A 26993-nucleotide genomic window follows, 5' to 3' on the forward strand; every position below is an offset into this window, starting at 1 on the left:
GAGAACCTGTCCACGGGCTCGCGGTGCGATCGCTCCGGAACTCGGCCCCGCACACCGAATGTGTGTCGTCCCGGCTGAAAAGAACCCAACCCACGACGACCAAGTGAGACGGCAACGCCTGGCTTGGACCATGGGAAAGCCTCCCGCAGACCAACCGCGGTGATCCAACATCTGGAGCCAGAGCGCGGAGGGCCGGCAGCTAAGCTGGGTCAGTGGAACTGACAGGCACCATTGAAGCCCCTGACGGCCGTCAAGCGCGCATAACGGCAGTTGGTGAGGACTACGCCACAGCGCACGCGGCGCTCCTGGAGCTGATCCCGGATGAACACAAGCTCATCGTTATCCGAACGCAGTGACTCTTACCCTGGTGGTATGAGGCCGGTCAACACTCCGAGTCGATCCATGCTGATTTCGATCAGGTGGATTACGCCGCCGATCAAAAGCAGCTCCATCCAGTTGGCGCTGCGGTTCTCAGGCTGACGCTGGTTCTGTTCATTTGGGTCCATACCAATAGACATGCGTCGATATCCCAGCACGGGGGTGGGAAGGCTTGATCTGGCGCCCTCAAGATGGCGGATCCTTTTTGGTTCGCCGCGAGACCACGTAAGTGTCCTGTCTCATCTAAGGTTGCCCAGTCTCACTACAGGTTGACCATCAGGGCAATCTGTCTCACTACAGTTGACCCATTGGTGGTTTCTGTCTGTGTGCAAAACCGCGCACTAGGGCCGAGGTTTCGCCATCAAGAGTGGCGGGCACCGTTAACCACGGAGGAGTCGCTGCTTCTTTGCACCGTCAGGACCCCTTGGTCGCGGAGGGCAGCCAGCCGCGTCAGCTCGTGTGCCGTGGAACCTGCCGGGCTGGACGTTACGACGACAGGAGCGCGATTCGCGGTGGACCGCCACTGAGTCTTGATGGATAGGCGACGGCTCTACGATGCTGCGAACGCCCAGACTCCTAGCGGCAGCTGAATTCGGTCAGATCTATCGAATCGGCATAGCCCGTGTAGTCGGCTGCCTCCACGGCCGCCTGCTCGTTGGCATTCACGGGGCCGGTAATTTCGGTGACCGGTCCGGTGACTGTGTCGCCTTTGAGCCACCGGCCGCGGATGACAATGCCATGCGGGCAGCCTCCGGGCAGGGTGGTCATGACCAAGAACCTGCTGCACGCGCTGTAACTGCAAGTGGCATTGGGAATGTCCGCCATGTAGATGCCGGCTGCTTTCTCAGTCCATCCTTTGGCTGACAGGTCTGCTGCTGCGGCGGCCCGTGACGCGGCGGAATTGTCGGCGTCTTTTTGTGCCGCTGCAGCCTTGCGTTTTTGCTCGTCCGCATAAGTTTTGGCCCAAAACGCGTCCGAGGCAGCTTTTTTCTTTGCCGCGGCTTCATCCTCCGCCCGCTTGGCCTCCTCAGCTCGGGCAAGGGATTGGCGGTTCTTTTCCGCTTCACTCCAAGCGAGCCCGCCGGCGGTTCCTCCACCAATTACCAGCACGGCTGCCAAGATTGCAACAAGGAGCCATCGGCGCCGCTTTTTGGGCAGGATCGGCGCGGCGGTGTCGGTCATGAAGTCCCCCAGGAGTTCCATCTTGAATTTTTCTGATCCTACATCCGTCCGAGGCTCCACCACCGCCACCCGGCTGGCACTGCCGACCAATCCCTCTTGTTCATGTGTTCCCCCATAAGTTCGAAGAGTGATTAACTTCGACATCCAATGCGGGACGTGAATTGTTTCCTCATCGCGTTCCCCGATCTGAACGGTGACGAATCATAGCGCCAACCGGCAAAACTGGTCCTGTTCTCGGCTGGCGTTAACAGGTGATCGGTCGCCCCTTGGGATTCAGCTAGGGTGAGTCCGTGAACCAGAACTTGACTGACGCCACGGACCCAGTGCAGCCAAAGATCCGCCAGCTAGGAGCCTGCCTCGCTGGTGTTGCTCTCCTCGTATCCGGTTGTTCGGCGTCATCGACGCCCTCGAGTCCATCGACATATCAGTCTGCCCCGACCGTTCCCGAGCTATCGCCCGTCAACACCACGCAGTCAAAGATTGCCAGCAAACTAATCAACGCACTCAGCCGCGGCCGCAATGCCATGGAGATCGTTTCCCCGACTGTTGGGTTCCATTACAGCGGGGTGTGGTTTGCCTTAGAGGGATGCCGGCTGTCCACAGCCTGGTATTCTCCTGGTTCTGGTTCCGTTCTGAGCGGAGAGATGACGTGCCCTGACGGCGACCTCGTTGCAGTAGATGTAACGTTCGACGCGAACGACAGGGTCACGAAAGTCTTAGGCCAGGGCGCAAACAGGGAGTTCGACTCGACAGTGACCACCAATCGCGTGTACTAGTTCCCTCAGTGGCCCAAGACGCATTGGTGCCCGGCGCAACTGCTGATGCGGATCATGGGCAGCCACACGGCCTAAGCGAAGAAACGGCGGGATTACAACGGTTTGGGTCAACTAAAGTGAGACAGGCCGGAGAAACCTGTCTCACTTTAGTTGACCCATACACGCAGGGACACGCCGTGGGTCACCCTAGATGAGACAGGACAGTAAGGAAGCCCTGCACAGCTGGCGGCTGTGCAGGGCTTTTGCGTGCCGGGTTTTAGCGGCGGTATTCGGTTTGACGTTGGGTCCGTTGGTCCGGTGTCCGCTGGTCAGACGCTGCTGCGGAGGCCGTGGACGCGACAGGCCGTGTCGGGAATGACGTCCTTTGTAGTTGCTGCAGCTCCTGCAGCTCCGGGTCCAGTCCGGTCGCGGGCTGGGGTTCCGGTTCCTCCGGTTTTGCCGCGTCGGCCATGAGCTGGTCGATGCGGGCAGAGTTCGCCAGGGCGTCCTTGAGCCCTTCGGCGTATTTGAAGGGCTCTGAGAGGGCCTTGTCCGCCTGTTCTACGCGGGAGAGTGCTTCCTGGCGGCGTCCGTCGACGTCGGCGGCGAGCCGTGGCAGCGAGGAAACCCTGATTTCGAGCTGCCTGATCGTACCTACATCAGCGGAGAGCAGGCCCTTGCGGGAGATTTGCGTGGTTGCCCTGGGGACTCCTTCGATGCGGACTTCGACGGTGGCCCGGTCGAGGTCGCGGGCGGGCACGAGTTTGGCGCGGAGTTCGTGTCCGCCGAGGGTGGCGATGGTGCCGAGCTCGTCATAGCCGTAGAGGTTCATGAGCCGGTGGCCTTGCCGTCCTGCCCATGCCCGTAGCGCTTCTGCGGCGTCTCCCCTGCTGTCGAGGATTCTGCCGTCGATGCGGGCTTTGAAGGCATCCGCTGTGGTGTCGACGGTGCGTGCGGCGGCTGCTTGGATCAGTGGCAGGTCTTGGGCGGCGGCGTCAGCTGCGGATTGTTCGCCGCGTTTGGTGTGGGCGACGGCGACCATGTTGCGGTTGTAGGCCCGATCCAGGCGGCTGAGGCGGGCAAGTTCCTGGTCCGCGACGGCCTTTTCCAGCACGAGCGGGTTGCCGCTGGTGATGGCCTTGGCCTGGGCGAAGTTCAGGGTGTTGTCCCCGATGTCTTCAATCTCGCGCACGTCGAGGCGGCCGCGCATGATCTGGTTGATGAACCGGGATTTGCGTTCCAGTCCCTGCCACATGAAGGAATCGAACGATTCCTTGGTGACGACCTGGGAGATTCGGACTTCGGGGTTCTGGTTGCCTTGGCGCAGGATGCGGCCGTGGCGTTGCTCGACGTCGGCCGGCCTCCATGGGGCGTCCATGTCCACCAGGTGCACGGCACGTTTTTGAATGTTCGTGCCGACGCCCATTTTCGACGTCGATCCCACCAGTACCGCGATTTGTCCGGAACGGGCGGCGGCGAAAAGCCGGCCTTTCTCGCTGTCGTTCTTGGCTTCGTGGATGAACCGGACCATGTGTTCTGGCACGCCCCGGCGGCGCAGCTGGTCTTTGAGTTCGCCGTAGACGTTCCACCGCTCCGATGGTGTGCCGAAGTCGCAGAAGACCAGCTGCAGGGCACCGGGAACGGGTTCCGGTTCCCCGGTGGTGGGGTCGGTGTAGATGCGGTCTTTGTGTTCGGCGTACACGCTGGCCAGCAGGTCAGCGGTGGCGCTGATCTTGGTGGGCCCGCGCTGGAACAGTGCGGGATCCACAAGTCTCATGTCCAGTGCGGCCTTCCGGCCGTCTGAGGAGACTTTGAGCATGTTGTCTTCCTCGGACTCGACAAGGCGTTGCTGGATGCGGTCCACGCGGTCACCGATGTCCTGGATGTACTCGCGCAGTTCAGGGCTGGGGTCCACGGCCAGCATGTTCGGCTGGCGGAGCCCGTCCCCGTCCCGCGGGGCAAGGGTCGGGACGGGAAGTTTCAGGTCCTCGGCAGTTTTGACGTCCGCGAAGGTGTGGAACATCTTCAGCAGTTCGGGGACGTTCTGGAACTTCGCGAAGCGGCTCTTGAGTTTGAACCGGTCTCCCCCGGCGACGGAGAGTTCCATTTCTTCCACGACCTGGCCGAACGTGGCGGCCCAGGTGTTGAAGTCCTGGATGCCGGCTGCCCGGAGCAGGTCCGGGCGGAGGTAGCGCTGCATGACGTACATTTCCGTGACGGAGTTCGCGATCGGTGTAGCCGTGGCCCCGGTGATCACGCGCCGTCCTTCGCGTTCGCGCAGGTACTCGGTCTTCATGTGAAGGTCGGATGCGCGCTGGGACCCTTGGATGGCGGCACCGGGGATGTTGCTCGGTGTCCGCAGGTTCTTGTAGTCGTGCAGTTCGTCCACCACGAGGTAGTCAATGCCGGTCTCTTCGAAGCTGATCCCCGGATCGGCGGGCGTGTCGAGTTTGGCTTTGAGACTTTCCTCTTGGGCGAGGACCGCCTTTTCGAGGCGTTTGACGATGCTGGAGTTGGCGCGGCCGTTCTCCTGGCCGTTGTCCTTGGCGGCTTCGAGCTCGGCGCGGAGCTGGGCGACTTCGGCCTTCAGGTAGGAAGCCTCGGCCTCGGGACTGAGGCTGACGCGCTGGAACGCGGTGCGGGTCATGATTACCGCGTCCCATTCGTTGGCGGCCGCGCGGGCGACGAACTGCCGGCGCTTGTCTCCGGCGAGATCGTCGGACGATGCGGCAAGGATTCTGGCCTGGGGGTAGATCTGGAGCCATTCGCGGGCAAATTGCTCCAGCATGTGGTTCGGAATGACGACGGCTGGCTTATTCACCATGCCAAGGCGTCGCAGTTCCATCACGCCCATGACCATCTCGGCGGTCTTGCCTGCGCCAACCTGGTGGAACAGGCCCACGGCCGGTTCCGACAGCATGCGGGCCACGGCTGCGCGCTGGTGCGGGCGTGGGGAGAAGTCCTTGGCCATGCCGGGCAGGGTCAGCCGCTCTCCCTCGGTGCTGTAGTCGCGCAGCACGATGGAGTTGAAGCGGCGGTTGTATTCGTCGATGAGGCGGGTGGCCCGTTCGGGTTCCTCCCAGACCCATTCGCTGAAGCGCTCCTGCAGCAGCTGGGCTTTCTCCTGGGCCGCTGCGGTTTCCGTGGGATTCAGAACGCGGCGGTTGTTCTCACCTTCATCGGTGACGCGGACGGGCCGCTGTTCGAGAACCTGCTTGAGCACGTCGGAGGCGGGCATCCGTTGGGTGCCCCAGTTACTGGTGGCCGCGATGGTGTGGCGGTTGGCCTTGACTTCCCACATGGAGCCGGCGGCGTTGGAGACGGTGGCGTAGGGGTCGTTCAGGATTTCGCGGACGAACTGCTGGTGGGTTTCGGCGTCGATCCAGACCGCACCAAGGCGTGCTTCCACTTCGTCCATGCGCAGTGGTTCCGGCATGGCTTCGGTGAGAGCGTGGACGTTGAGGGCGTATCCGTCATCGGAGAGTGCGGCTGCCTTGGCGACTTCCAGCTTGTCGCGGACGTTCCCGGAGAGGTATTCGGCCCGGGTCTGGAAGGTTTCTTCGGGGCCGGGGACTTGGTAGATGCTCTCCCCCATCGCTGCCCGTGTTTCGTCCCGGCTGATGCCCAGCAGGGACGCGGCGTAGTCCAGGTCAACTTCGCCTACGGTGTCGAGGGTGACGGTGAGGGCTTCTTCGGCGGTGTCCACGCCGAGGACCGGGCGGCGGGGCTGGACCTGTCGGCTGGACAGCAGGGCTGCCGGGGAGGCGGTCTGCGTGCCTTCGTCGAAGTTCTCCAGTGCCATGACCAACGGTCCGAACGGGTCGCGGGCAAGGATGGAGATTGCCTTGGGCGTGGTCCGGGCCTGGATGGGCTCCTGCGTCTCTTCATCAACGCGTCCGGTGTTGCGGAGCGTGAACCGGTTGATCGGGCCGTAGGTGTCCGTGTACTGGATGTAGGCGGTCTTCAGTTCCTCGCGCAGCGTATCGATGTCGGCTGTGTCGTCGCGGTTTTCGGCTTCTGCGGTGAGCAGCTTCCGGCCGGCGTCTCTGAGTCCAAGAAGCGCGCGAAGTTCGGCGGTTTGGGTCTTGGGCACTGGAAGGTCGGCATGGGAGCCGTTTTCGACGATGGTGAAGCCGTTGTCGTTGGCGCTGATGTGGCCGTCCCACTCGTGGGCGGCGGCCGGAACATAGGCGGCTTGCTGGCGCTGCTGGTCGGCGGTTCGCTCGGTGATGACCATGCCTGCGGTTTTGGCTTCGGCCACGACGTCGGCCAGGACGGCGTTCAGGCGTGCCGGGACGGCTGAGAGGTCGTCGGTGGTCAGTTGCAGGGTTTCGGCTCCGTACATGCCGTTGCTGACGTGCAGCTCGCCCAACAGCCGGTCGGGGTGCTCATCGAAGTAGGAGTTCAGGCGGGTGATGGTCCCGTCGATGCGGCGGGCGGTGACGGTTACCCAGAGGGTGGAGGCCGGTTCCTGTCCGGGTTCCCGGCGGCGGAAGATCAGCAGGTCCGTCATGGCGTCGGTGCCGGCTGCTTTGCGGTGGGAGCCGGTGGGCAGCCGGACGCCGCCTACGAGGTCGGCCAGCTGGTTCATTTCCCTGCGTGCTGCCGGGTTGGTGCCATCCAGGGTGAAGCTGGAGGTCAGTACGGCCACCATGCCGCCCGGGCGGGTCAGCTCCAGGGATTTGAGGATGAAGTGGTTGTGGATCGAGTGTCCCCCGGCGTTGTGGCGGGGGTCGTGCAGCGTGACGTTGGCGAAGGGCACGTTGCCGATGGCAAGGTCAAAGTGACCTCTTGGCAGTTTGGTGTCCGCGAAGGACTCTGCGCGGACGGTGGCGTCTGGGTAGAGCGCCTGGGAGATGGCGGCGGTGGTGGGGTCCAGCTCCACGCCGGTCATGTTGGCGGTGTCCGGGGCGAAGCCGATGAAGGTTCCGACGCCGGATCCCGGTTCCAGCACGTTTCCGCCGTTGAATCCGAGTTCCTGCACGGCGGACCACATGGCCTGGACGTAGGATGCGTCCGTGTAGTGGGCGTTGATCGTGGTCCGGCGCGCCGCGTCGTACTGGGCCTCGGTCAGGAGGCTGCGCAGGTGCTCGCGGTCCGCGGCGTATTCCTCACGGCTTTCATCGAAGATTTGGAAGACGCCCTGCGCTCCCCAACTCCCCCACCGGGCCAGCGCGGCCTTGTCGGCGTCCGTGGCCGGGCGGTTCTCGGTCTGCAGCGTTTGCAGCACCTCGACGGCCTCGAGGTTCGCCCTGATGCGGCTGCGCGCTCCGGACGGCGCCAGGTCGTCCTGGGAGGCCGGACGGAAGCGGCCATGCGTGCCGGCTACAGTTGCTGGCGCAGGTCCTCCGCTTCGGCCATCGAGTCCAGGTACTGCTGCAGCCCCGGATTCACGTTCTCGTCCTCGTCCTCCGTCTCCGGTGGCGAGAGCAGGTCGTACCGGACGATCTCCTCGGCCTGGTTCCGCGCCGCGTTCAACCGGCCTACCTTCTCCAAGTAGCTCTCCCCTGCCGGGTCCGGTCCCGCGAGCTTCCGCTGCAACTCGATCACTTGTTCCTGGGCTTGCTCCCCCAGCTTGGTGAAGAAGTCTTCCGGGTCCTGCATCTGGCTGTAGTGCGTTGGACTGGCTGTCTTCCAGGCTTCCTGAGCCTGCCTGCCGTACTTGTTCATTGCGGTCCTCCTCTGGTGCCGCCCAAAGAGCTTCAAAGCTCAGCTGGCCATCGATTTGCTTCTTGCGCCCCGCCATAGACTTCTCCCCCTGGTGCCTCGTGTGGTTCGAAGGTCACGCTAGCGGGGATTCGGTCGGTTTACTTGTCACATGGGCCCACTCCCCCGGCCATGCAGTCTCCGTTAGATGAATGGGCAGGCGGCCACTGACACTGATGCGACACTGCAGGGGTCCTGCGGTGATATCGCATTGATACTGCCTTGGCTTTGAAGAAGTGAAACTGTTGTGTCCTCAAAACGATACCGTCGTGATACTGGTTTGTTACTGGTTCCGGGCTGCGCGTCGGCGTTCCAGTTCCGGCCAGATGATGGATTCGAGGAGCTTCTGCTGGCTGCGCCTGTCGGCATCTGCCGACTCCTTGAGCAGCTGCTTCTGGTAATCGTTGAAACGGAACAGGATTCCCTGCGGGCCAATGGGTGCGTTGGGGTCCAGGGGAGCCTCGTGCACTTCCGGCGCGTAGCCTCCCTTGCCGAATTCCTCGGCCTGCTTGGCGACGGCGTCTTCGTCCGCCGCCGCGGGGGTCGTTGGGCGTGCTTCGCGTTTCCTTATAGCCATCCTTGAATCTCCTTTACCAGTACCTGCACTTCGGCTTTTGCCGAGGCGTTTGCGAGCTCGATGACGCCCCGGCCGGCGGGGATGCTGTCCCGGTAGGCCTTCCTGATCTTCAGCGCCGCGTCGATCAGTGGGATTTGCGGGTAGTCCCGCAGGTAGTCCTTGGCCTCGTCCTCTTCGGTGGCGTTCGAGTATGTGGGAACCTGTGTCAGCAGGGCTGTGGCCTTGAGCTTTGGGTTCATGTCCTGTGCGGCTTCGATAAGGCCCACCATGCCGGGAATGGTGTCCAGGTCGAGCTGGGAGGGTCGCACGGGGATGACCATGAGGTCCGCGACGGTCATGGCTGTCCGCATTTCCTGGCTGTCGTGTCCGGGAGCGTCGACGATTACATAGTCGTAGCGGTTCGTCAGGTCCTTCAACGCTTCCCTGACATTGCCGGTCTTCTGGATGGCGTGGACGCGGGGGAGTGAGTCATCTTGGGAGCGGTCTTCCGCCCAGGTCGTAGAGGACTGCACGCTTTTGTCGCAGTCAACGATTAGGACGTCATGGCCTAGGCGGGAAAGTTCGGCCGCGATGTTGACCGTTGTCGTCGTTTTGCTCGTCCCGCCCTTCTGGCTGGCGACAAGGATTACTGGCATTGTCTTCCTCTCAAGAGAATCAAATGATACTGCCTTGGTATCAAGGCGAGTTGTCTTTAGTTACATGGTGCTATCAAAACAGTATAGAAATGAAACTGTTTTGATACTAATATCAGGGTGATATCAAAATGGTATGCGTCTCGTGGTTCACTCTATCCGGGCATCATCTCGGTGGCGCTGCGGTGGTGGCGCGATTTGCAGGGGCGTTTGAGCAATATTTTCGGGGGGACGTCCGGTGCGGGGCTGGCACAGAACCGGCCAAACTGGTATCTCCCATGTGAGGACCCTTCAAGTGAAACTGTTGTGATGCTGCGACAGTATCACAAAGATACTGTTTTGATACCACTAGCTCTCTTGGAGTCTTGGATTTCGCTGCGATCCATCGGGACGTGGCATTGCTTGGCGGAACTGGGTGGTGATTAACCGCCGCCCTGCAGCTTGTGGTTGTCACCGCCCGTAACCGTGCTGGTAGCCCCCCGAGCGCCTGAGAACCTGCCAGCCGGCCCACAGTGCCATCGCTCCGGAACGTGGCCCCGCACACCAAATGTGCCGCCTTGGCACTGTTCGGTGCAGGGTGGATCATCTTTGGCTTCAGCCTTCGAATCGAAACGGTCCAGGATTCCCGATTCAGCAGGAGGCCACGGCGGCTTCCACATACGTCGGGAGACCTGTCGTGATCCCCCCGAACGCTGGACAGCCTATTGCACAGTAATCGCGACGGCATCCAGTTCGAATAGCTGAACGTCACGCCTTTCGCCTCCAGCAGTTCGATGAACGGGAGCAGCGTCTTCGTGGAGCGAGCCAATGGGTCCAGCTTCCAGATCACCAGCTCGTCGCCGGGGCGCAGGTGATCAAGTATGTTGTCCAGCTCGGGCCTGCCGGCCCGTGTGCCGTTCACGCCATTCTCTGTGAAAATCCGGTCACAGCCGGGCTTCCCGCAGCGCGGATGTTCGAAGCACTGCAGACTGCTCTGCTGCTGACCCTGGCATATCCGATGGTTACCACTTCGCATCGCTTGTGGGATTCCGGCGTCTCAACCTGCGTAACTTCGGCCTAGAGTTCCTCCACGAACTCGTTGTCTTTGGCGTCGCAGGCGCGGAACAAAGCGAACGATGCTTGGATCAGGCAGGTGCCTACGGAACGTGGTGGTGATTACCGCCGCCCGGCAGCTGTGGTTGTCAGCAGAGAACCTCTTGGAACAGTGGGGTCCCCGGAACGATTCCGACTATCAAAATCTATGCCGCACTCGCCGGGGCACGCAGCGTCTTCTACACACCCGCCGTGCTCACCTCGCCCAAACAGATTCATGCCGAGCTCTAGCACATCAGCGCCCGCGTATCGATCTGCGTAGACCAGCACCTGGAGAAGATCGGCAAGAAGACCGGCCGCCCCACTGGCGTCGGCAAGCATGTGGAGCTGCTCATCTAGCGGCTGACACGGGCGAACACCCGCAGGCGGCGCTGGCAGCGGCAGCATCTCCGGTTGGGACCAACGTCGCGAAACTCTAGGCACGTGCCCCGGGGTGGTCGTGGTTTTGGCGGTTGTCGTCTGTCCCGGACAGTGAAGCCGTAGCCCGGGCGTCCCCATGTCCGGGCTACGACCTTTTTGCTTCAAGTCGGGGGCGCGGGGCCGGGAAGATCCGGTTAGAGTTGCTCGTGTTGAAGCCCGAGCGTTTCTTCGATGCGGGTCCTGAGCGCCCGTGGGCGGAATGGCTTGGTCATGACGGCGTTGGCGCCGGCGGCCATTAGGGTTTCTGACAGGTCTTCACGCCCGGTGAGCATGAGAATGTGGACGTTGCTGAAGCTCCTGATCCGGGCGATCACTTCCAGGCCGTTGATGTCGGGAAGCCCGTAGTCCAGGATCACGATATCGGGGGAGTGGCTGCGCACCGCCTCGACGCCGCCGGTGCCTGTTGCGGCGAGCCGGACAGCCACTCCGGAGAGGCCCAGGACCGCGTCAATGAGACGCCCGATGTCCGCGTCGTCCTCAATCACCACAGCCGTGCGCGTACCCGGCATCACGCATCCCCCTAAGGGCCGCCCCAGCAGCACTGCCCTATGAGGGAACTCTACCAAGACGAAATCCGCCCGGCACCGGAGTCGCCGCGGGCGGCCATTTCTCCGCAGGGACAGGTGTTGGCCAGTGGGTAACTTCTGATCAACTGGAAATCTGCGCCGCCCACCCTCTGATGTCTTCCGGTGAGAAGCGGACTCCGGGGAGGGCTGCCCGAAGCCTGCCGGTAAGTACCGCTTCCACGGTGAAGAGCGGACGGCCAGTCGAGTCCTCCCGGGTGTTCTGGAGAACTGCTTCCAGGCTCTCCAGCAGCCGGGCCAAGATTGTGTTGGCATCATCACCGGAGATTGGCTGGCAGGCTGAGGGATCATTCATTCCGGCTCATCCTGAGCGGCGGCAACAGCAGCGGTAGTTTCGTCGGGGCTGACGTTCCCCCGGAGCCAGCCCATCGCCTCCCGGGAGGAACTGAACACTTGGGTGGGGTAGGGCGGGGAATGCCTGGCCTGCCAGAAGTTCACGATGACCTGGTCCACGGGTGAGGACACGATGATGGCCACGCGGCTCAGCGGCCACGAGCTGGCGAGTATGCGGCGGGCTCCATGGTCCATCCATTGGATTCCCCTGATCTCGACGAGCAGGGGACGGTCACGTCCGGCGCATAGCTCCGTGATCTTCGCCATCGCCTCCCGGGCGTCTTTCTCCCCTATGACCGCTCCGGCGCCCCACCTCAGCATCAAGACGCCGTCAGAGACTTCAACGGCGCCCTTGGCGCCGTCAGGCGGATGAGTGGTCAAGGGGCCTCCGAGGCGCTTTGCGGGAACTGCCCAGGAAATCGTGGGGTGTCTGTCAGTGTACTTACCTTCGGTACCGGTGACCCAAACGGTTCAACGGGAAGCCGGGGCGGGTGCGTGAGAGCATTGATTTGGCCGAGGCTGTTGTCCGAGACGTCTGTCCGGACGCCGCGGCCATTTCCTGGATCGACTATTCCGGAGGTGGGTGCGTTCAGTGGGGAGCGGGGCAGAGATTTGGCGCACTGACCCTGCCACGCTGCGCGACGTCGTCCTGGACCGGAAGGCGGTGGAGGGCCGGCTCGGGGGCTGTCCACCATTGGAGCGGGTCTGGCTCCTGTCGCTGCTGGGCCGTGACAAGGAAGCCCTGGACGAGGGCTGGAAGTTGTTGGCGGATGCGGGAGACAGGTTCAAACCGCTGCTGGTCCTTGCCCAGGTTTATCAGCGCCAGTACCGGTGGCATGAGGCGGCCCAGCTCCAGGAGGAGGCACTGCGTCTGGCGTCCACCCGCACGAGGGAAGCGATGGCGCGCCATCAGATCGGCCGGCGTCTCTTCGATGAAGCCAGATACCGGGATGCGGCTGCAGAATTCGAATGGGCCTGCGACCTGTACCGGGTTGCCGGGCGGAACCAGATGGCCAGGGTCTCCGGGCAGGCCATGCAGCGTGCCCGTGAGGTTCACCGCACGCATCGAATAAGTGATGATTCTGTTCACGACCCGGGGGGATTGGACGGCCCCCGGGAGTGCGACGAAAACAGGATCCGGGAAAGCCTGAGCCTATCTTGAGGAAACGCTGCCTCGGGCTTGAGCCTTGTGAGGGAAAGTAAACATGCACCGTGCAGCAGCGCCACGGCGCCTTTGACGCGCACAACAGGATCGGACAGGTGTGAGTATCATCCAGCAGGACGCCCAACACAGGCCGGTCCATTCGTCGCGCCTCCGGACCTCTGGACTCCTGTGAGCGGGCAGCAGTCCGATGAGGACATGGGCGGGGGGTGCCTGCCGGTGCTTGATGCCCAGCCCTTATGGGTCCTGACCGAGCAGGCGGGTCGCGCCGTCGCTGAGAGATTTTTCAATGACTACCTGGACTTGTTGCCGGCCCGGTCGGCCAGCATCGTTGCCGGTCTCGCCGCAGAGGACAGGGGAAGAACTCTGGATGCGGTGGTGAGCCTGAGGGTTACCTCCGCCATGGCTGGTGCGTTGCAGATGGAGGAAAGTTCCCGGGCACTGGAACGTCAGTTGCACGTCGGTGACTGGTCCGATGCCAAGACTGTCCGGGAGGAGCTTTCCAGGAATATTCTCCGGATCGTCTCTGAGGTGCAGCGCCAAGGACGCCTGTCCCGTTAGCGTCTTTCAATACCCGCAGAAAACACCTGTTCCCTCAGGCCGCTGGTCGGTGTACGCGCTGGACTGGTCCGCGTGGATAATTCAGACGCCCGGGCCATCTGCCCCTAGCGCCGATCTCTCCAGCCCGTCTGCCGTGCGGGGTGGGTGCCGGCCGGGAATCACGGCACGGTCTGTACTTTTCTAACCGGCGGTGAGGGCAAGGAAAACGACCACGGCACAGGCGGCAGCGAGAATGCCAAGCACGACGTAAGCGAGCCATCTCGGCCGCCGCCGGTGCGGGTTGATGTCGATGTACGGCATGCCTAGTCCACCGGACCCGGGACGACCGGCTTCGTGCACCGATACTGGCGATTGAACCCCCACCTGAAAAGGAGGTGCGCGCACACCAGAGACAACAGCATGACGCCCATCAGAACGGCAAGGCCGACCAAATACCGGGTGAAATCCAAAGCGGGCTTTACCTTTCAATAGCAAACTCGCCGATCCTAACTCAACCGACCGGATATACACAGTCAAGCTCAAGGTTGGGTCAAGATTGAGCGTTGGGCGGCTACGAGTTCTATAACCACCCCCATGAGTTCACAAGATGTGCAGCGAAGTATCGGCTGGCCGGTGTTCGGGTACCCCTCCATATACAACGGATTCCAGCCGTGATGCGGGCTCTCGTCCCGATGGATCCACTCGCGGCCCGCTCCCCGCATGAAATGCCAGACGAGTCCCTGCTGGTTGTGCAGACGATCCTTTGGGAGCTGGGAATGGCGCCCGCTGGACCGTCTCAATTCGATCCAGAGCCCACCATCTACATCTGTTTCGGTCCGGAACCGCTCCAGCTCCCGAAAACGCTCGAAATCCACGCCCGAGCGGCGATAGCGGCATGCTCTGTGGCACGATTTGGCGGCATCGGTGAAGACCACGACTGGCTATTCCCCGGGCCGATCCACGGCCGTCCGGTTACTACCTCGACCATGATCCGGTGGCTCAGCGCGATCGGACTGGAACCGGCGCCTGCGCGCAGTACCGCCATGGGCCAACTTGCGATGCAGCTGCCCCCGGTCATACTGGCCCGGCTGACCACCTTTCTCCGATCTCCAGGAGACCCGGAAGCCGCTTTTTGTGGTGGAAGCGGAGCTGAGCCTAACGCTTAGACGCTCGATACCTAGGGTCCGCTTCATGGCCGACGATATCCGCCGCTGGCAGCCGAAATATCAAGCTAGCTGCCGGAGCGCCGGTCTGAAGGGCATGGGCGCCCGCTTCTAAGGCTGCTCTTAGTGTGTTGCCTGGTATTTTTCCAGGATTTCTGCGCGGATCTTCCCACGGGCATTGACCGGCAATCCCTGATCTTCGGCCCAAGTGCGGATCTGCGCCGTGGACGGCGCCTTCCCTGCGCGAGTGGAACGTCCTTTGATCCGTGACGAGGACACTTTCCGCCCAGCCTCAATATAGGGGCGCAAGGCCAACCGCAAATCACTCGCATTTTTGTCAGTCAGATCAATCTCGTAAGCTGTGCCATCCAGGGCGAAAACGACGGTTTCCTCGGCATCCGAACCATCAAGGTCATCTTCCAAAATCGTAATTCTTCTAATTGCCATCCCAAAAGGCTAACAGCGTCCATTGGCGGAATTTCCCAGAACTCCACCAGCTCCCCGCTGCCAGCCCAATTGAAGCCCATTAGTTACCCTGCCTGGCCCGGCGAAAGTTGAAAAACAGCAGAAGGAGCATCCTGCCCGACGGTAAGGGCGTTCCATTGGCACGGGCAATAGAAGTGACACACGCTGTCGACCGGCCGGGCTTGTGCATCGCCGGCGGCCCTTTTCGGATTTCCCGCATTTGTGTCGATCGTCACGTCTATTGACCCCTTGCCCTGGGGCAGGAAGCAAGCAATGAATACCCAAGGGGAGTTTCTGCCTTGTACGGTGGACACCGGGGGCGATGAATACCGTGTTGGCGCTGGGCCGGTGCGGGGAATTCATCGGGCGTGGAGACCATGAGCGATCCGGGAGTGGCCGTAGTAATTGAAGATGACGCGGACATGCGCAATCTTCTGGAGGCCGTTTTATTGCAGAGTGGTTTTTCCGTTCATACGGCAGGTGGCGGCCGCGAGGGCGTCGAAGTTGTCCGGCGTCAGTTGCCGAATGTGGTTACCGTGGATGTTGGCCTCCCGGATATCGACGGGTTCGAGGTTCTGCGGCGAATCCGTGAAATCAGCAACGCGTATGTCGTGATGCTCACCGGCAGGACCGAGGAGCTGGACGTGCTGACAGCGTTCCACTCCGGAGCCGACGATTACATCACCAAACCGTTCCGCCCCCGGGAGTTGCGGGCCCGGATAGCCACGATGATGCGCCGGCCCCGGCACGAAGCCACGGGAGCGACGCCGCCTGCATCAGTCCCGCCGCCTGCGCTCCCGCAGGAGGATTCGATTCTCCGGTACAACGGGTTGACGCTGGATGCCAGGACGCGCACGGCTGCCGTTCGGGGTGCGCCGCTTGGATTGACGCGAAGTGAATTCGACCTGCTGCAGGACCTGATGTGCGCGGCGGGAGCCGTCCGGACGAGGTCCGAGCTGGTCCGCGTCGCGCGCGGGGATTTCGACCGTGACGACGCCTATGTCAGTGAATCAGATGAGCGCTCCGTGGAGGTGCACATCGGCAATCTCCGCCGGAAGCTCGGGGATGATCCGAACTCCCTAAGCTATCTGCAGACGGTCCGCGGAGTGGGTTACCGGCTCAGGCAGGGCACCCCTGAAGAGCCAACCTAACCCTGCCCGGGGCATACGGCCGCCCTACGACTTCTTCTTGAGGAGGTAGCCGAGACGCAGTTCATGTACCGTCGCCCTACCGGAATCTGCAACCGCCAGCAGCAGCGCCTGCCCGCTGTGCAGGTCGCCTGCCTGGATGTGGGCCTGCAGCTTCCCGGCGAGGAATGCCAGGTGCCTCCCTCCGACCATGGCGGAAGAGGTCTTCAGGCTGATGACAGCATCCAGCGCCGCCGCATGGTCCTGGCCCTCCACCGCAGAGGTCAGACGACGCTGCCGCTGTTCCCACAATGCGGCATAGTCACGGGCAAACCTATGGGCAATGTCCGGGCTTTGCAGCTGTTCCGCCAGCTCGTCAAGGACTGCCGGATCGACCGCCTGCCTGCGACCGCCGTTCTGGGGGACCGAAGCCTGGTCCGCTCCGGCCGACGCCTCCGAGGGGACGCCGTCGGCATCTCCTCCGCGAGGGCTCGGGTCTGAAAGGGACATCTCTTAAGGCTACTTTCGGAATTCGGGGATACACGGGACTCCCGCTTATCCTGCGGAAACCCTGTGGCTATCCTTGCAGGGCCGCCATTCCCGGCTAAATCGCCAACTCACGGTGCTCAAGGCCAGGGTGGCCAGTGGATCGGGCCGTCTCTAGTCCAGGGGAAGCGTGATGGTCACTTGGGTGCCGCGTCCGGGACAGGAGCCAACGTTGATCGTCCCGCCTGCTTCGTGCACCGCGATAGCCATCAGACGCAGCCCGAACCCATGATGCGGACCGTCGAGGGACTTGGCGTCGAAGCCGATGCCGTTGTCCATGATGACCAGCCGGATGCCGTGGTAGACAGCGGCCAAACGGACCGTCAACTCCGTGGCCTGGGCGTATTTGAACGCGTTGCTAAGTATTTCCTCTGCACAGTGGTAGAGCAGCGCGGCAGTGGTTGCCGGTATCTCTATTCCGTGGTGGGGCGTCTCCCACCGGACGGAGGCTCCTCCCTGGCGAAGGGGCGTCGTCAGCCTGTCGATGCAGCCGGCGAGCCCGAACGCGTGAAAGTCCACGCACCGGTCACCGGTGTAACTGCGAACGTCCGCGGTGACGTCGTCAAGAGCTGCGGCTTGACCCATGGCGTGCCTGCTTCCTTGCATCCCTATATTGCTAACTTCGCCGGCACTAACCGGGCAACACCGGCGTTCTGTTGGACTTAGAATGCCTCGTCGGCATCAAGAACTCCGACTGTTATGCACAGCGCGGGTGCATGTTTGCGGCAGGAATCGTCAAAGCACGCCCCAAACGGCACGTTTTCTGTGCACCAAACACCCGCTCATCGCCGGGCAGGCCTCGCCAGTGCTTGCTTTTCACGGGTTGCGTGGCGCTGGGGTAGTCTGAGCGCGCGTGGTCCGGCGTCCCCCATGTCGGACCACGCAACCTGGGCAGACTTAGATGAGCGTGTGAGCGAACCGGCGCGAACCCCTCAGCGCGCAGATGGTTTCGATGTAAGCCAGTGGATCTGTTATGTCCGGCCACAGAGAGTTGTTAGGATCCCGTTGCCGCCAGAAGCGGGTGACGACTAACGGGAGGTCAGGCCAGAAACACGACTACGGTGCACGCGATGGTGAGGATGCCGAGGCCAGCGTATGCCAACCACCTTGGCCGCCGGCGGTGCGGGTTGATGTCGATATAGGGCATGGCTATTTCACCATGTCAGGCTTGACCCGCTTCTTGCACCGGTACTGGCGACAAGAGCATGATGCCCATCAGAACGGCGGGGCCGATCAAGTACCGGGGGAGATCCAAAGCAGGCTGCCCTTTCAGTAGCAAACCCGCCGATCGTAAGCCTCGGCTTCGACGGTTAAATGACGCATCCGCTATCCGATGAGCGCGTTGGGAAATTGGGCTGGTGCGGGCGCTGACCTCAATGAACTCGTCGATTCGGGGCTAGCCGGATCAGGGGTACGGCGGCGATTTAGCCGCCATTCTCCGTCAATAACCACGGGCGGGTGAGGTACAAATAGCCAGTGCTGCTAGGCCTACCGATTGGGGGATCGGCAGGCCTTCCGCTTGCGACAGTACAGCCGCATAGGTTTCACCATCGAATGGGTTAGAAGGGACGATCGTTGCTCACCTGTCGGCTGTCGGCTGTCGGCTGTAGGATTCGGAGCCGGGGCACCGCTGACCTGCCGCGGGTCGGACTTTTGATTGCCGCTGGGTCCGTGCCTGGCTGTAGCGCGTGAGTCCCTGCGGCTTGTAGACCGACAGTACTGTGCTGAGGAGCAGCTTGTGTCGGCGAGGAGCTGGACGCGTCTGCCGGTCATCTCGCCGGGCCCGATGTCGGTCGTGGCTACGAAGTCTGGCATCTATGTCACTGGTTGCAGGTGGAGCAGCAGCAGGACGCTGGCGACGGCGGTTATCAGGAGCTTAATCAGCACCCAGTGGGAGGCACGACCGTCCGCTGGAGCGTTGAAACATTATGTTTCTTTGATCGGGGCGCGCCATAGTGTCCAGTCCTTTGGCTGAATGGATGGCCGGCCGAGGAGGTAGCCCTGTCCTGCGCTCATTCCGAGTGCGGTTATGGCGTCGAGTTCGGTGTGGGTTTCGATTCCTTCGGCGACGATGGTTGCGCCGGTTTGTTTGGCGAATTCGACCATGGCTGCTCCGAGTGCCCGCTGGCCGGTGTTGTCGTGGATTCCGGCGATGAGGCTGCGGTCCAGTTTGATGATCTCCGGGCGCAGTTGGAGGATGTGGCGCATGGAGGCGAAGCCGGATCCGGCATCGTCGATGGCAACGCGGAGTCCGCGGCTGCGCAGGGGTGCGAGGACCGTGGCCAGGGTGTCGTAGTCGTCAACGGCGTGCCGCTCGGTCAGTTCCAGGACGATCCTGCCCAGTGGTATTGCTGCGCGTTCCAGGAATACGGGCAATCTGGGATCAAGGCAGGTTTCCGGGGAGATGTTCAGGGCCACATAGACGTGGGCGGGCAGTTCTTCTGCGGCTGTCAATGCAGCCGTGAGGGCAGCGAATTCGAGTTCGGCTCCCAGGCCTACGGCTGCTGCTTCGGGGAACCAGTAGTCGGCGCCGGACCCGTCCTCGGTGACGAAGCGTGAGAGCGCTTCGGCTCCGATGAGGCTTCCGGTGGTCAGGTTACGGATGGGCTGGAATGCTGTGAGCATCATTTTGCTGCTGACCATGTCCCGGATCCGGTCCCTGCTGACGGACGCAGCCATTTCCGTGACGGACTGTGGTGGGAGGAGACGGCTGGTTCCCTCAACGCCTCCGCCGTGTCCGTCCGTGGCCGGACGGATCTTTCCGGACACTTCCGCCCAGGCGAGGCTGCCGTCGCGGTGCCGGAAGCGCACGATTGACCCTGCCGGGACGTGATCATCAGAGGGCTGTGTGGACTGCACCGCCTGTCGGGCGAGGGCGAGGTCCTCCGGCCCGATCACAAGGCGGCAGTGCTTGCCGATCAGCTCCCAGGGCTGGTACCCGAGCATGGTGGCGCTGGTCTTGCTGGAAAACGTGAAAAACCCTTGGTCATCAACGGCCCAGAGCCATTCCCTGCTGGTGCTCAGCACGGTATCGATCAGGTTTGCGGTGCCCTGTGCCCGGATCTTCTCGATACGGTACGCCCGGGTGAAGCGCAGGATACCGAGAACGGCGGAGGCGACCAGCACCACGACGAGGGCGGCAGCTGCCAGCTGAGGCCATGAATGGCCGAAAACATCGGAAGGGACGAGCAGCAGGGCTGCGCCGGACGCCAAGGCGAACGCCACCTGGATGGTCAGCACCGAGGCAAGCATGCGCCGTCCGGAAGGATCAGTGCAATCGTCCTGAACCTGGTGCTGGGAACTGTCTCCGGGAGCTGCGGGGACGGTGGAGGCAGATGCTGGCAGGTGGGGGGCGCGCAGGCGGCCGCCCCTATCTTGAGGCACCGGTCCTCTGACGGTTGGCCCGCCGGGTGCCCGGCTCCGTTGGTTCCAGCACGGTTTGTGAAACTTTGGCCATTGCCTGGCGTGCGCGTCGGATGAACCGGATGATGCGCCACGCGGCGAAGACGATCACTGCCAGTGACAGGAGGGCAACCCCGATGACCAGCAAGGACACATGAAGAATGGATGTTTCGGCCGTGGCGGTACCGGCTTCCGAGGTGAGGTTCGCCTGTGCGCGTCCTATGTGAACGGGAGGCGCGTCCGGAAGCGTCGCTTGCAGGTCCAGGCTCGCGCCGGGCAACATGCTTTCGGGTTTGTTGAAGGTCAGTCTTGTGTCCGTGCCGGTCCACTCGCTGACGTCGAGGTCGGCGGTGGGGTGCAGGGTGACGTTACCTGTGTTGTGTACCGGCAGGGTGAAGGTCAGGGTGTCGCCGTCCCGTTTCCAATCCAGGGAGCCATGATCGAGGGATTTGACTGCTTCGCCGGCGACGTTGAGGTAGATGCGGACCCCTTGGCGCTGGATGATGTCCAGGCGCAGTGCGGTGTCGCCGTCGACCATGGAGGTTTCGCCTTTGACGGGCGGGCTCTGGATGATCAGGCCACCGGCATAATCACCTGGTTCGGTGCCGGCCGGGACACTGATCCGGAACGGTACTTTCTGCTCTGATTTGGCCGGCACTGTGATGCTGCCAGACTCCAGCTCCACCCAGGCGCCGATGCCCTTGCGCTCGTCGGCTTCCGCGGCAAGCGCGAAAGTCCCCTGGGGCGTGCTCTGCCCGTCCACGGGATAGGTCAGCAGGGTGACGGGCTCTGAAGTGTGGTTGGTGACGATGGCGGTCGCGTCCAGGGCCGAACCTGGGTAGACAGAGAGATGGAAGAAGTCTGATTCCTTTTCCGGCCTGATCCCAAGGGTTCCGTCGTCAACCGCATGAGCCGCTCCGGCGGTAAGAAACGCGGTGAGGAGCACTCCGAAGATCATCAGCGCGGTGTGCAGAGCGGCTAAGGGGCGGGGTTTCTTGTGTGTGTTCAAAGCTCAATCCTTGGGAAACATGCGGAGGGATCCGTTGATGTTGTTGATGGCAGGGAATGGCTGCGACAGCGGCGTGCTTGTCCTGGCCTGTCATACTGCGGCGCATGCTGTAGCGCTGGGGTGCGGCCGGCCGCTGAGGAAGGACCGGCCGCACCCTGTAAATGCGACTAGGCGATGGTGTAGGTGATGGTTGAGGTGTAGGGGTTCAGTGCGGTGGAGCCGACCGCCCCGGAGTAGTTGGACCGGTAGGCGTTGGCCGGGATGTCAAGGCTGTAGGTCGGGGTCAGGCTGTAGGTTCCCTTGCTCGTGCCCGAGGCCGAAACAAGAGCCTGCGCCGAGCCAGTCAACGACAGCAAGGGTCCGGTGATGTTGGAAGCAGGATCAGCGCCGGATCCTGCCGTTACAGTGCCCGGAGTGATCTTCAGGTTGCCAACGGGCAGGGTCCGCTCCACCAATTCAGCTGAGCCGGCTGCGCTGGTGGGTGCTGTGGCGCTGGCTGAGAGTGTCCAGGCTGCGCCGGTGCCGCGGGCATCGGTGATGCTCCAGGCGGAGGACGCTGCGGCTGTTGCCGTCTGGGTGCCGGTTCCGTTCAGGGTGACGCCGGAAAGGGTGGCGCCTGAGGTGGTCGCGGTGAGGGTGCTGCCGGACACGGTGGAGTTGATGGTGTCCGCTGAAGCAGGAATAGCCACGGATCCGATGAGTGCGGCAGATGCGGCTGCAACAAGGGAAATACGGGAGATACTACGCATGGGTTGAGACCTTTGCTAAAGAGTGGATCGATCACGGTAAGTCCCGGATGAAGAATCCGCTCCGCCCGCGGCCTGTTCGCAAAACGACGCGGCTGGAGCGGATTCCTCCCGGTTATTCGAAGCTAACAGCCGCGGCATCCCGGCCAGCGAATGCTTGGATGAAGCTCGCCCAACCCTTGAGCTTCTCTGGGACACCTGCGCCGGGCCTGCGTAAAAGCATGGTTCCTGCGGAAAACCTGCAGGACCATGAGCCGCAGAACGCGATCAACACGACCCGTTCCTGAAGCGGCGGTGCGCCCACCCTCTAGGATTCCAGGAGCGGAATTCAGTCCAGGGTAGTGGTCCGAGATGCGCCAGGAGACTTAAGTGCGGGTCAACTCGGTCAAGACGTGGGGATGAAGTCGAAGGATCCTTCCCGCGCTGCGGAACAGGTGATGATCAGAGCCCCCACGGAGCTGGCAGCCCATTCATTTCACGACAACCTCACCTGTCCTCTGACGGTTGAAGGCGCTGGCCCTTGTCAACGTCAGCTCTTACACCTGTCACATCAAACTGTTGTCACATCAAACTGTGCGGCAGGAGGATCCCCAGCGTGAAACGGTTACGTGGTGGACAGTGCCGCAATGACGGGCTGACAAATAGATGCCCGAAGCGTATGACCGAAAGGTCGCCGGACGGCGAGGACCGCTGAACCTGTCGATTCGGCGAGCTATTCGTTCAAAAGCTACTCCGCGAGTTACCGATAGCCTCTCAGCCGCCGGTGTCCAGTCTGGGGGGCACTGACAAAATAGCGCCGCCGGGATCCGGACGCCCCGAGACCTTTCAGGGAGTGCTGGTCTCCGCTGCGCTCCAACCAGTGCTGTGGGGGTCACCGGCACTACGGGGTCGCCGTCGTACTCGCCGAAAATCGGGCGGATATGGCTGACCAGCGGTAACCCGGCCGTTCAGTCGCGTCAGGTGCTCGGCTGGAGCGTGGCGAAGTCGGCGTGGGCCTGGTCAACGGCTTCGGGGTAGGCCCACGCCGACTCCGCCGGCGGCACCCACGCATTCCTGCACTGGCTTACCGCACGGTCCCGGAATCTGGGCTACACGGTCGGGTTCCCCATCCACGGTGCCGTCGAAGCGGCCCTGCCCCGGGTCCCGAAGACCGCCTGGACCCGGGCCTACAACAGCGACGGGGTTGAACGACGGTGCCTGGATCGCCGAGATCACCGGCCTGCTGGACCTCTCCTCGTGGCCGGCAGGATTGCGGGTCATCGTGCGCAAGGAAGAATCTCACCCCGGCGCGCAACTGCGCATCACAGACATCGACGGCCTGCGCTACACAGCCTTCGCCACGAACCAGGAACGCGGCCAGCTCGCCGACCTCGAAGTACGGCACCGGCTCCGTGCCCGGTGCGAAGACCGGATCCGCAACGCCAAGGACACCGGACTTCAGAATCTTCAGTCCTTCGCTGCGAACACGCTCTGGTGCCACCTGGTCATGCTCGCCGCCGAACTCATGGCCTGGACCCAGATGCTCGCCTTCACCGGCACTAAAGCGCCCAGATGGGACGAAGAAACTCCGGACCCGGATGTTTGAAATTGCCGCCAAGATCAGCCGGCACGCCCGCGCGGTCACCGTCCACCTGGCTGCCAAGGCACCCGAAACGGAGCTGCTCATCACGGCCCTGAACCGGCTCGCGGCACTCAGCCCGCAATAGTCGCGCGCATCCACCAGCCAACCACAAGCAAGAACCACAAAACGATGGACGTGGAACCATCACGCCCAGCCGCCACCGGTCAGCGGCAAAATTGTCACACCCACACGCAAAAATCAGCAACGTCAGGCAGCCGGTAAGCCCTGAAACGTCAGAACCGGCTCTCATGAAAGATCGAGGCTAATCGGCGGGATTCGACCCCATGCCATAAGCTTTTGTTGACATCTCAGACAGGGGGATCTTGGAGAGAAGTACTGCATCAAAAGTATTGTTATGGGTCGGTGGCGGGCTCGCTTTCATCGGTGCGATGTTCGGCCTCGTGCCGATGATTCCCTATTGCGGTCCAGCATGGGTTCCCGATTGTTCCCCCAGTACGTATGTGGGCATTCTTTCGGCGTCTTTAGTCCTCTTGATCCTTGGCGTGCTGACAGTCATTGTGGGGGTTGTCATTTCAATAAGAAGGCCCAGCTGAGCGTTCGAGGCCAATGCATCGTCTGTAGTGAGACTGCCTCAACTTAGATTCGTCAGACCGGCAGTAGTTGGTCGCGGCGTTGGCCAACAGGGTTGGCGTCCATGCCCGCAGGATGGGTTGACCCTCCGGGACGTCGCAGACTGCCGCCGATCCCGCACAGGGGCAGGCATCTCGGCCCGTCCGGCACAGATGATGGCCGCCCGATGTAACCGCTGGACGGAGCAACTGCAGACCCATCCATTTTCGGCGAGCACTACGGCGACCCCACTATGGGACCCCTGGAAGTGAAATCCTGACGATACTGTGACGATACCGAGATGATACTACCAAGATACTAAAGATGTCTTACGCTGCGAGCCAGAGGGAGAACTGGTCATCCGGTGGCATCCAGTGTTCTTCCTGTTCAGCGTCGTACAGGTCTGCTTCCTCGATCCTGGCTTCGGTGAAGCGTTCGAGGAAGGCATGCCATGCGGCGCGGTCGCGCTTGTTGCGGCTGACCTGGGCTCGGTAGTCGTCCATGACGCCGAGGCGTTCGGCAAGGGCGCTGAGGTTGGCTGTGGCGGTGGTTTTCCAGTGCCGGCCATCGCGGTGGATCATGCCGAGGGCTTCCATGTCGTACAGGGCTTTTTCGACGGCGGAGCGGCTGAGCCCGGTGGAACGGATCAGTTCTGCGCTGGTGGGGGAGTGGCGGCCGCGTTCGATGGCTTCGTAGGTGAGCGCTGCGACGTCTCCGAGTGCCCGGAACACGGGGCGTACTGCATGGATTTTTCCGCGGTGCCAGGTCAGTTGCCGGGCCAGCTGTTGGAAGTGTTCGGGCAGCTGGATGAGGTACACGTCTGCGCCTTTGTGCCAGGCGTCAGCGACTTTGGTGAGGATCCCGTCTGATGCCTCGACCAGGACGGGCAGGAGCCGGGCGATGGTTACGTGGTGTTTTCCCAGCGCGGCCGCGAGTGTCCGGCAACCGACGTCCAGCACGTCGGTTTCCCTGGTGCGCATGTAGCCCAGCAGTCCGCGGATCAGGAGCCGTAGGCTGATGCCTTCGCGTCCGCGTTCTTTGAGTCTGTGATCGAGGACTGCGTAGAGGACGTTTTCCAGATCGTTCGCGAGCTGGTGGATGGCGGCAGCGCTGCGTTCGGAGGTCCCCCCCTGTGAGTTAGTAGGGCTTGTGTTGTTAATAGACGCATCTTTCTCCCCGGGTTGTTTGGGGCTGGGTTTTTGCGTCCAGGCGCCTGCCCTTGCCCATTCCGTGTGGAGGAGGCGGTCCTGCTTGGACTGGTCGCCGTACAGGGAGACCAGTCCGGGGAATTGTGAGGGCATGGCGGCTTGCAGGCGCTCCAGGGTCCAGCCTCCGCCTGCGAAGTGGTTCAGGACGGCCATGCGGGCCTCTGAGTGGCTCTTGTACTTCGACGGGTATGAGCCGGTCTTGGCGACCTCGCGAAGGAAGGATGTGCTGTGGGCTGTCGGTGTTGGCAGGTGCAGGGTTCCGGTGCGTTGGGCGGCTACGGTTTCGGCGCTCCGTGCTTTCAGGGCACGGATGCTGTCCAACTGGGGGGCCAGCGCACGACGGAGTGCAGCTACGGCGGTGGCGGAGTTCCTGCGGCGCAGGATGGCGTACGCCTCTGTGAGGGGAGTGATGAGGGTTTGGTGTCCCCCGGACTTGTGGACCGATCCTGGGACGCGGATGCAGCCGTCCGTGATGTTCTGGTGCGGACTCGGGTCCAGAGTCTGGGCTATGAGCCCCATGGCTTCCACGAGCTCGCGTGCCGCGGCCGCGTCCAGGCGTTCCTGGAGCGGGATGTACAGGTGCCGGCCGCCGCTGGGGGAGAAGTCCTCCACGAAGACGATGCCGCAGCTGGTGAGCAAAGCCCGAAGGCGGGCTGCGTCGGTCGCGGCGCTCTGCTGGTTGCTTGTGGGGGCATCGAGGTCCAGGCACAGCGTGGACACGCTGCCGTCTGTGCCGTGGATCATCACCGCTGCGGGCTGCTTAGGCAATGCCCTGGTGATCTTCGGGGCTCTTGCGGGGCGCCGGTACTGGAACCGTCCGGCGATCTTCCGGCCCGGACGGTAGAACGGTGCTCCCGCGATCAACGGGGCAAGGCTCCACGCCTGCTCAGGTGTAATCGTCGCGCCGACACCCGCAAGGGCATGCGTTGACGCGGTAACCGGTTCCGGTACCATAGACGCAGCAACAACCTTTCTTTAGGTAAAGCAAAGGGAGCCGCCTCGCGAGAGGTGGCTTGCAACAAGAGTTCAGATCTTCGTCCGCCAAGATTTCGGATCTGAACGCATACTTATTGAAGGCCCGCCTAGTGCGGGCCTTCAGCTTTTAAGCTGCTGGAAGAGGCAGCACGCCCTTCTGATGGGACCACCAGGACGGCAGCCCTTCGGCGGTAACTTCCGCCTCCACATGATCGATCATGGCTTCCAGGAACACAGCGCTGGACACGCCGGCCCGCTCCGCCATGGCATCGAGGCGCTTTTTACGCGCTCCTTCAATCGCCCAACCAAGACGGACAGGTTCTTTCCGGGTACCCCAAGGGAGTCGATCAGCCATGGTCCCAACCTAATGATGTACGTAGACCGAATTGGTGAGCGACACGCCCAAATCGCGATGTTGTGCCGTTAAATGCGACATGGCGGTGCTAGTTCCCTCGAAGGAAGCCCAGGTACGTCTTGACGGCTTCTTCTCGCGCGTCCACGTTCAATTTGTAGACGCGCCACCGGTCTGATTGCCCTTTGCCTTCGGCCTGTTCGGAGGTCACACCGCCCTGCGTCTCGATCTCCTTCAGGTATCTCCAGACGGTCCGGTAGTCCACGTCGATGTCGCGCCCAATCTCACCGGAGGTCGCTCCCTCGGGGTGCTGGGCAAGATATCTAAGGATCGATGATCGGAGCGCGTTGACCCCAAGCATGTTCAAGGACTCCTCCGTGGAGCCAGGAATCGCGAGTGGGACATATTTCGGCACCTCCCTATTGTCTATCAACTGTGCACTCACGAT

Annotated in this window: 24 protein-coding genes and 1 pseudogene; 6 read left to right on the forward strand and 19 right to left on the reverse strand. The window is 62.4% G+C overall.

What is annotated here, in order from left to right:
* Positions 1–212 precede the first annotated feature (212 nt).
* Positions 213–356, forward strand: a complete 144-nt coding sequence (locus ASG92_RS29235) for a hypothetical protein (RefSeq protein WP_200951948.1) — start codon at positions 213–215, stop codon at positions 354–356.
* 3 nt (positions 357–359) lie between these two features.
* On the opposite strand, the gene ASG92_RS28260 is transcribed toward ASG92_RS29235, so the two are convergent.
* Positions 360–518 (reverse strand): hypothetical protein, encoded by a 159-nt coding sequence (locus tag ASG92_RS28260; protein WP_157372180.1) that lies wholly within the window; start codon positions 516–518, stop codon positions 360–362.
* Between the two features lie 436 nt (positions 519–954).
* Complete coding sequence (locus ASG92_RS10990; protein WP_157372181.1) at positions 955–1560, reverse strand: hypothetical protein; 606 nt, start codon at positions 1558–1560, stop codon at positions 955–957.
* Positions 1561–1850: 290 nt separating this feature from the next.
* Here ASG92_RS10990 and ASG92_RS29745 point away from each other — a divergent pair, with 290 nt between their 5' ends.
* Positions 1851–2336 (forward strand): hypothetical protein, encoded by a 486-nt coding sequence (locus ASG92_RS29745; RefSeq protein WP_240987089.1) that lies wholly within the window; start codon positions 1851–1853, stop codon positions 2334–2336.
* A 256-nt stretch (positions 2337–2592) separates the two neighbouring features.
* Here ASG92_RS29745 and ASG92_RS10995 read toward each other — a convergent pair whose 3' ends face one another.
* From ASG92_RS10995 to ASG92_RS11025, 8 genes are all read right to left on the reverse strand, one after another.
* On the reverse strand, positions 2593–7311 hold the full coding sequence (locus ASG92_RS10995; protein ID WP_240987098.1) for a helicase-related protein: 4719 nt from the start codon (positions 7309–7311) through the stop codon (positions 2593–2595).
* A 329-nt stretch (positions 7312–7640) separates the two neighbouring features.
* The gene (locus ASG92_RS11000) at positions 7641–7985 is read right to left on the reverse strand and encodes a hypothetical protein (RefSeq protein WP_056628040.1); all 345 of its coding nucleotides are present in this window, start codon (positions 7983–7985) and stop codon (positions 7641–7643) included.
* A gap of 319 nt (positions 7986–8304) precedes the next feature.
* A complete protein-coding gene (locus tag ASG92_RS11005) occupies positions 8305–8598 on the reverse strand; it encodes a hypothetical protein (protein ID WP_056627909.1) in 294 nt (97 codons plus the stop codon).
* A complete protein-coding gene (locus ASG92_RS11010; protein ID WP_056627910.1) occupies positions 8589–9233 on the reverse strand; it encodes an AAA family ATPase in 645 nt (214 codons plus the stop codon). The genes ASG92_RS11005 and ASG92_RS11010 overlap by 10 nt, the downstream gene beginning before the upstream one ends.
* 163 nt (positions 9234–9396) lie before the next feature.
* Positions 9397–10245 (reverse strand): recombinase family protein, encoded by an 849-nt coding sequence (locus ASG92_RS27265; RefSeq protein ID WP_082579450.1) that lies wholly within the window; start codon positions 10243–10245, stop codon positions 9397–9399.
* Positions 10246–10876: 631 nt separating this feature from the next.
* Positions 10877–11251: a response regulator gene (locus tag ASG92_RS28965; protein WP_056627913.1), complete on the reverse strand. Its 375-nt coding sequence runs from the start codon at positions 11249–11251 to the stop codon at positions 10877–10879.
* Positions 11252–11390: 139 nt separating this feature from the next.
* The gene (locus tag ASG92_RS28970; protein ID WP_056627916.1) at positions 11391–11621 is read right to left on the reverse strand and encodes a hypothetical protein; all 231 of its coding nucleotides are present in this window, start codon (positions 11619–11621) and stop codon (positions 11391–11393) included.
* On the reverse strand, positions 11618–12040 hold the full coding sequence (locus tag ASG92_RS11025; protein ID WP_056627919.1) for an STAS/SEC14 domain-containing protein: 423 nt from the start codon (positions 12038–12040) through the stop codon (positions 11618–11620). The genes ASG92_RS28970 and ASG92_RS11025 overlap by 4 nt, the downstream gene beginning before the upstream one ends.
* 211 nt (positions 12041–12251) lie before the next feature.
* Here ASG92_RS11025 and ASG92_RS11030 point away from each other — a divergent pair, with 211 nt between their 5' ends.
* Together ASG92_RS11030 and ASG92_RS11035 are read left to right on the forward strand one after the other, a co-directional pair.
* Positions 12252–12821: a tetratricopeptide repeat protein gene (locus ASG92_RS11030; protein ID WP_240987090.1), complete on the forward strand. Its 570-nt coding sequence runs from the start codon at positions 12252–12254 to the stop codon at positions 12819–12821.
* 171 nt (positions 12822–12992) lie between these two features.
* Entirely contained in the window at positions 12993–13382 is a 390-nt protein-coding gene (locus ASG92_RS11035) for a hypothetical protein (RefSeq protein WP_056627922.1), read from the forward strand.
* 1265 nt (positions 13383–14647) lie between these two features.
* Here the strand turns inward: ASG92_RS11035 and ASG92_RS11045 are convergent.
* Entirely contained in the window at positions 14648–14971 is a 324-nt protein-coding gene (locus ASG92_RS11045; RefSeq protein WP_056627928.1) for an Lsr2 family protein, read from the reverse strand.
* Positions 14972–15366: 395 nt separating this feature from the next.
* Here ASG92_RS11045 and ASG92_RS11050 point away from each other — a divergent pair, with 395 nt between their 5' ends.
* The gene (locus ASG92_RS11050; RefSeq protein ID WP_056628043.1) at positions 15367–16140 is read left to right on the forward strand and encodes a response regulator transcription factor; all 774 of its coding nucleotides are present in this window, start codon (positions 15367–15369) and stop codon (positions 16138–16140) included.
* A gap of 24 nt (positions 16141–16164) precedes the next feature.
* Here the strand turns inward: ASG92_RS11050 and ASG92_RS11055 are convergent, their stop codons facing one another.
* The 5 genes from ASG92_RS11055 to ASG92_RS11075 form a co-directional block, all read right to left on the reverse strand.
* Positions 16165–16626, reverse strand: coding sequence for an Hpt domain-containing protein (locus ASG92_RS11055; RefSeq protein ID WP_240987091.1), 462 nt, complete (start codon positions 16624–16626; stop codon positions 16165–16167).
* 150 nt (positions 16627–16776) lie between these two features.
* Positions 16777–17247: an ATP-binding protein gene (locus tag ASG92_RS11060; protein ID WP_056627930.1), complete on the reverse strand. Its 471-nt coding sequence runs from the start codon at positions 17245–17247 to the stop codon at positions 16777–16779.
* Between the two features lie 1341 nt (positions 17248–18588).
* The gene (locus ASG92_RS11065) at positions 18589–19914 is read right to left on the reverse strand and encodes an EAL domain-containing protein (protein ID WP_056627932.1); all 1326 of its coding nucleotides are present in this window, start codon (positions 19912–19914) and stop codon (positions 18589–18591) included.
* Positions 19915–20032: 118 nt separating this feature from the next.
* Positions 20033–21073 (reverse strand): DUF916 domain-containing protein, encoded by a 1041-nt coding sequence (locus ASG92_RS11070; RefSeq protein WP_240987092.1) that lies wholly within the window; start codon positions 21071–21073, stop codon positions 20033–20035.
* A gap of 167 nt (positions 21074–21240) precedes the next feature.
* The gene (locus ASG92_RS11075) at positions 21241–21822 is read right to left on the reverse strand and encodes a hypothetical protein (protein ID WP_056627935.1); all 582 of its coding nucleotides are present in this window, start codon (positions 21820–21822) and stop codon (positions 21241–21243) included.
* A 1023-nt stretch (positions 21823–22845) separates the two neighbouring features.
* Between ASG92_RS11075 and ASG92_RS29750 the strand changes: the two are divergent.
* Positions 22846–23525: pseudogene (locus ASG92_RS29750) on the forward strand (transposase); the annotation flags it as partial.
* An 814-nt stretch (positions 23526–24339) separates the two neighbouring features.
* On the opposite strand, the gene ASG92_RS11085 reads toward ASG92_RS29750, so the two are convergent.
* The 3 genes from ASG92_RS11085 to ASG92_RS11090 all read right to left on the reverse strand — a co-directional run bounded on the left by ASG92_RS11085 (position 24340) and on the right by ASG92_RS11090 (position 26990).
* Positions 24340–26172: a hypothetical protein gene (locus ASG92_RS11085; protein WP_056627941.1), complete on the reverse strand. Its 1833-nt coding sequence runs from the start codon at positions 26170–26172 to the stop codon at positions 24340–24342.
* A gap of 148 nt (positions 26173–26320) precedes the next feature.
* On the reverse strand, positions 26321–26548 hold the full coding sequence (locus ASG92_RS28270) for a hypothetical protein (protein ID WP_157372183.1): 228 nt from the start codon (positions 26546–26548) through the stop codon (positions 26321–26323).
* Positions 26549–26636: 88 nt separating this feature from the next.
* The gene (locus ASG92_RS11090) at positions 26637–26990 is read right to left on the reverse strand and encodes an HTH domain-containing protein (RefSeq protein ID WP_056627944.1); all 354 of its coding nucleotides are present in this window, start codon (positions 26988–26990) and stop codon (positions 26637–26639) included.
* Positions 26991–26993: the final 3 nt, after the last annotated feature.

The organism is Arthrobacter sp. Soil736 (assembly GCF_001428005.1).
In the GTDB taxonomy this organism is placed as follows: domain Bacteria; phylum Actinomycetota; class Actinomycetes; order Actinomycetales; family Micrococcaceae; genus Arthrobacter.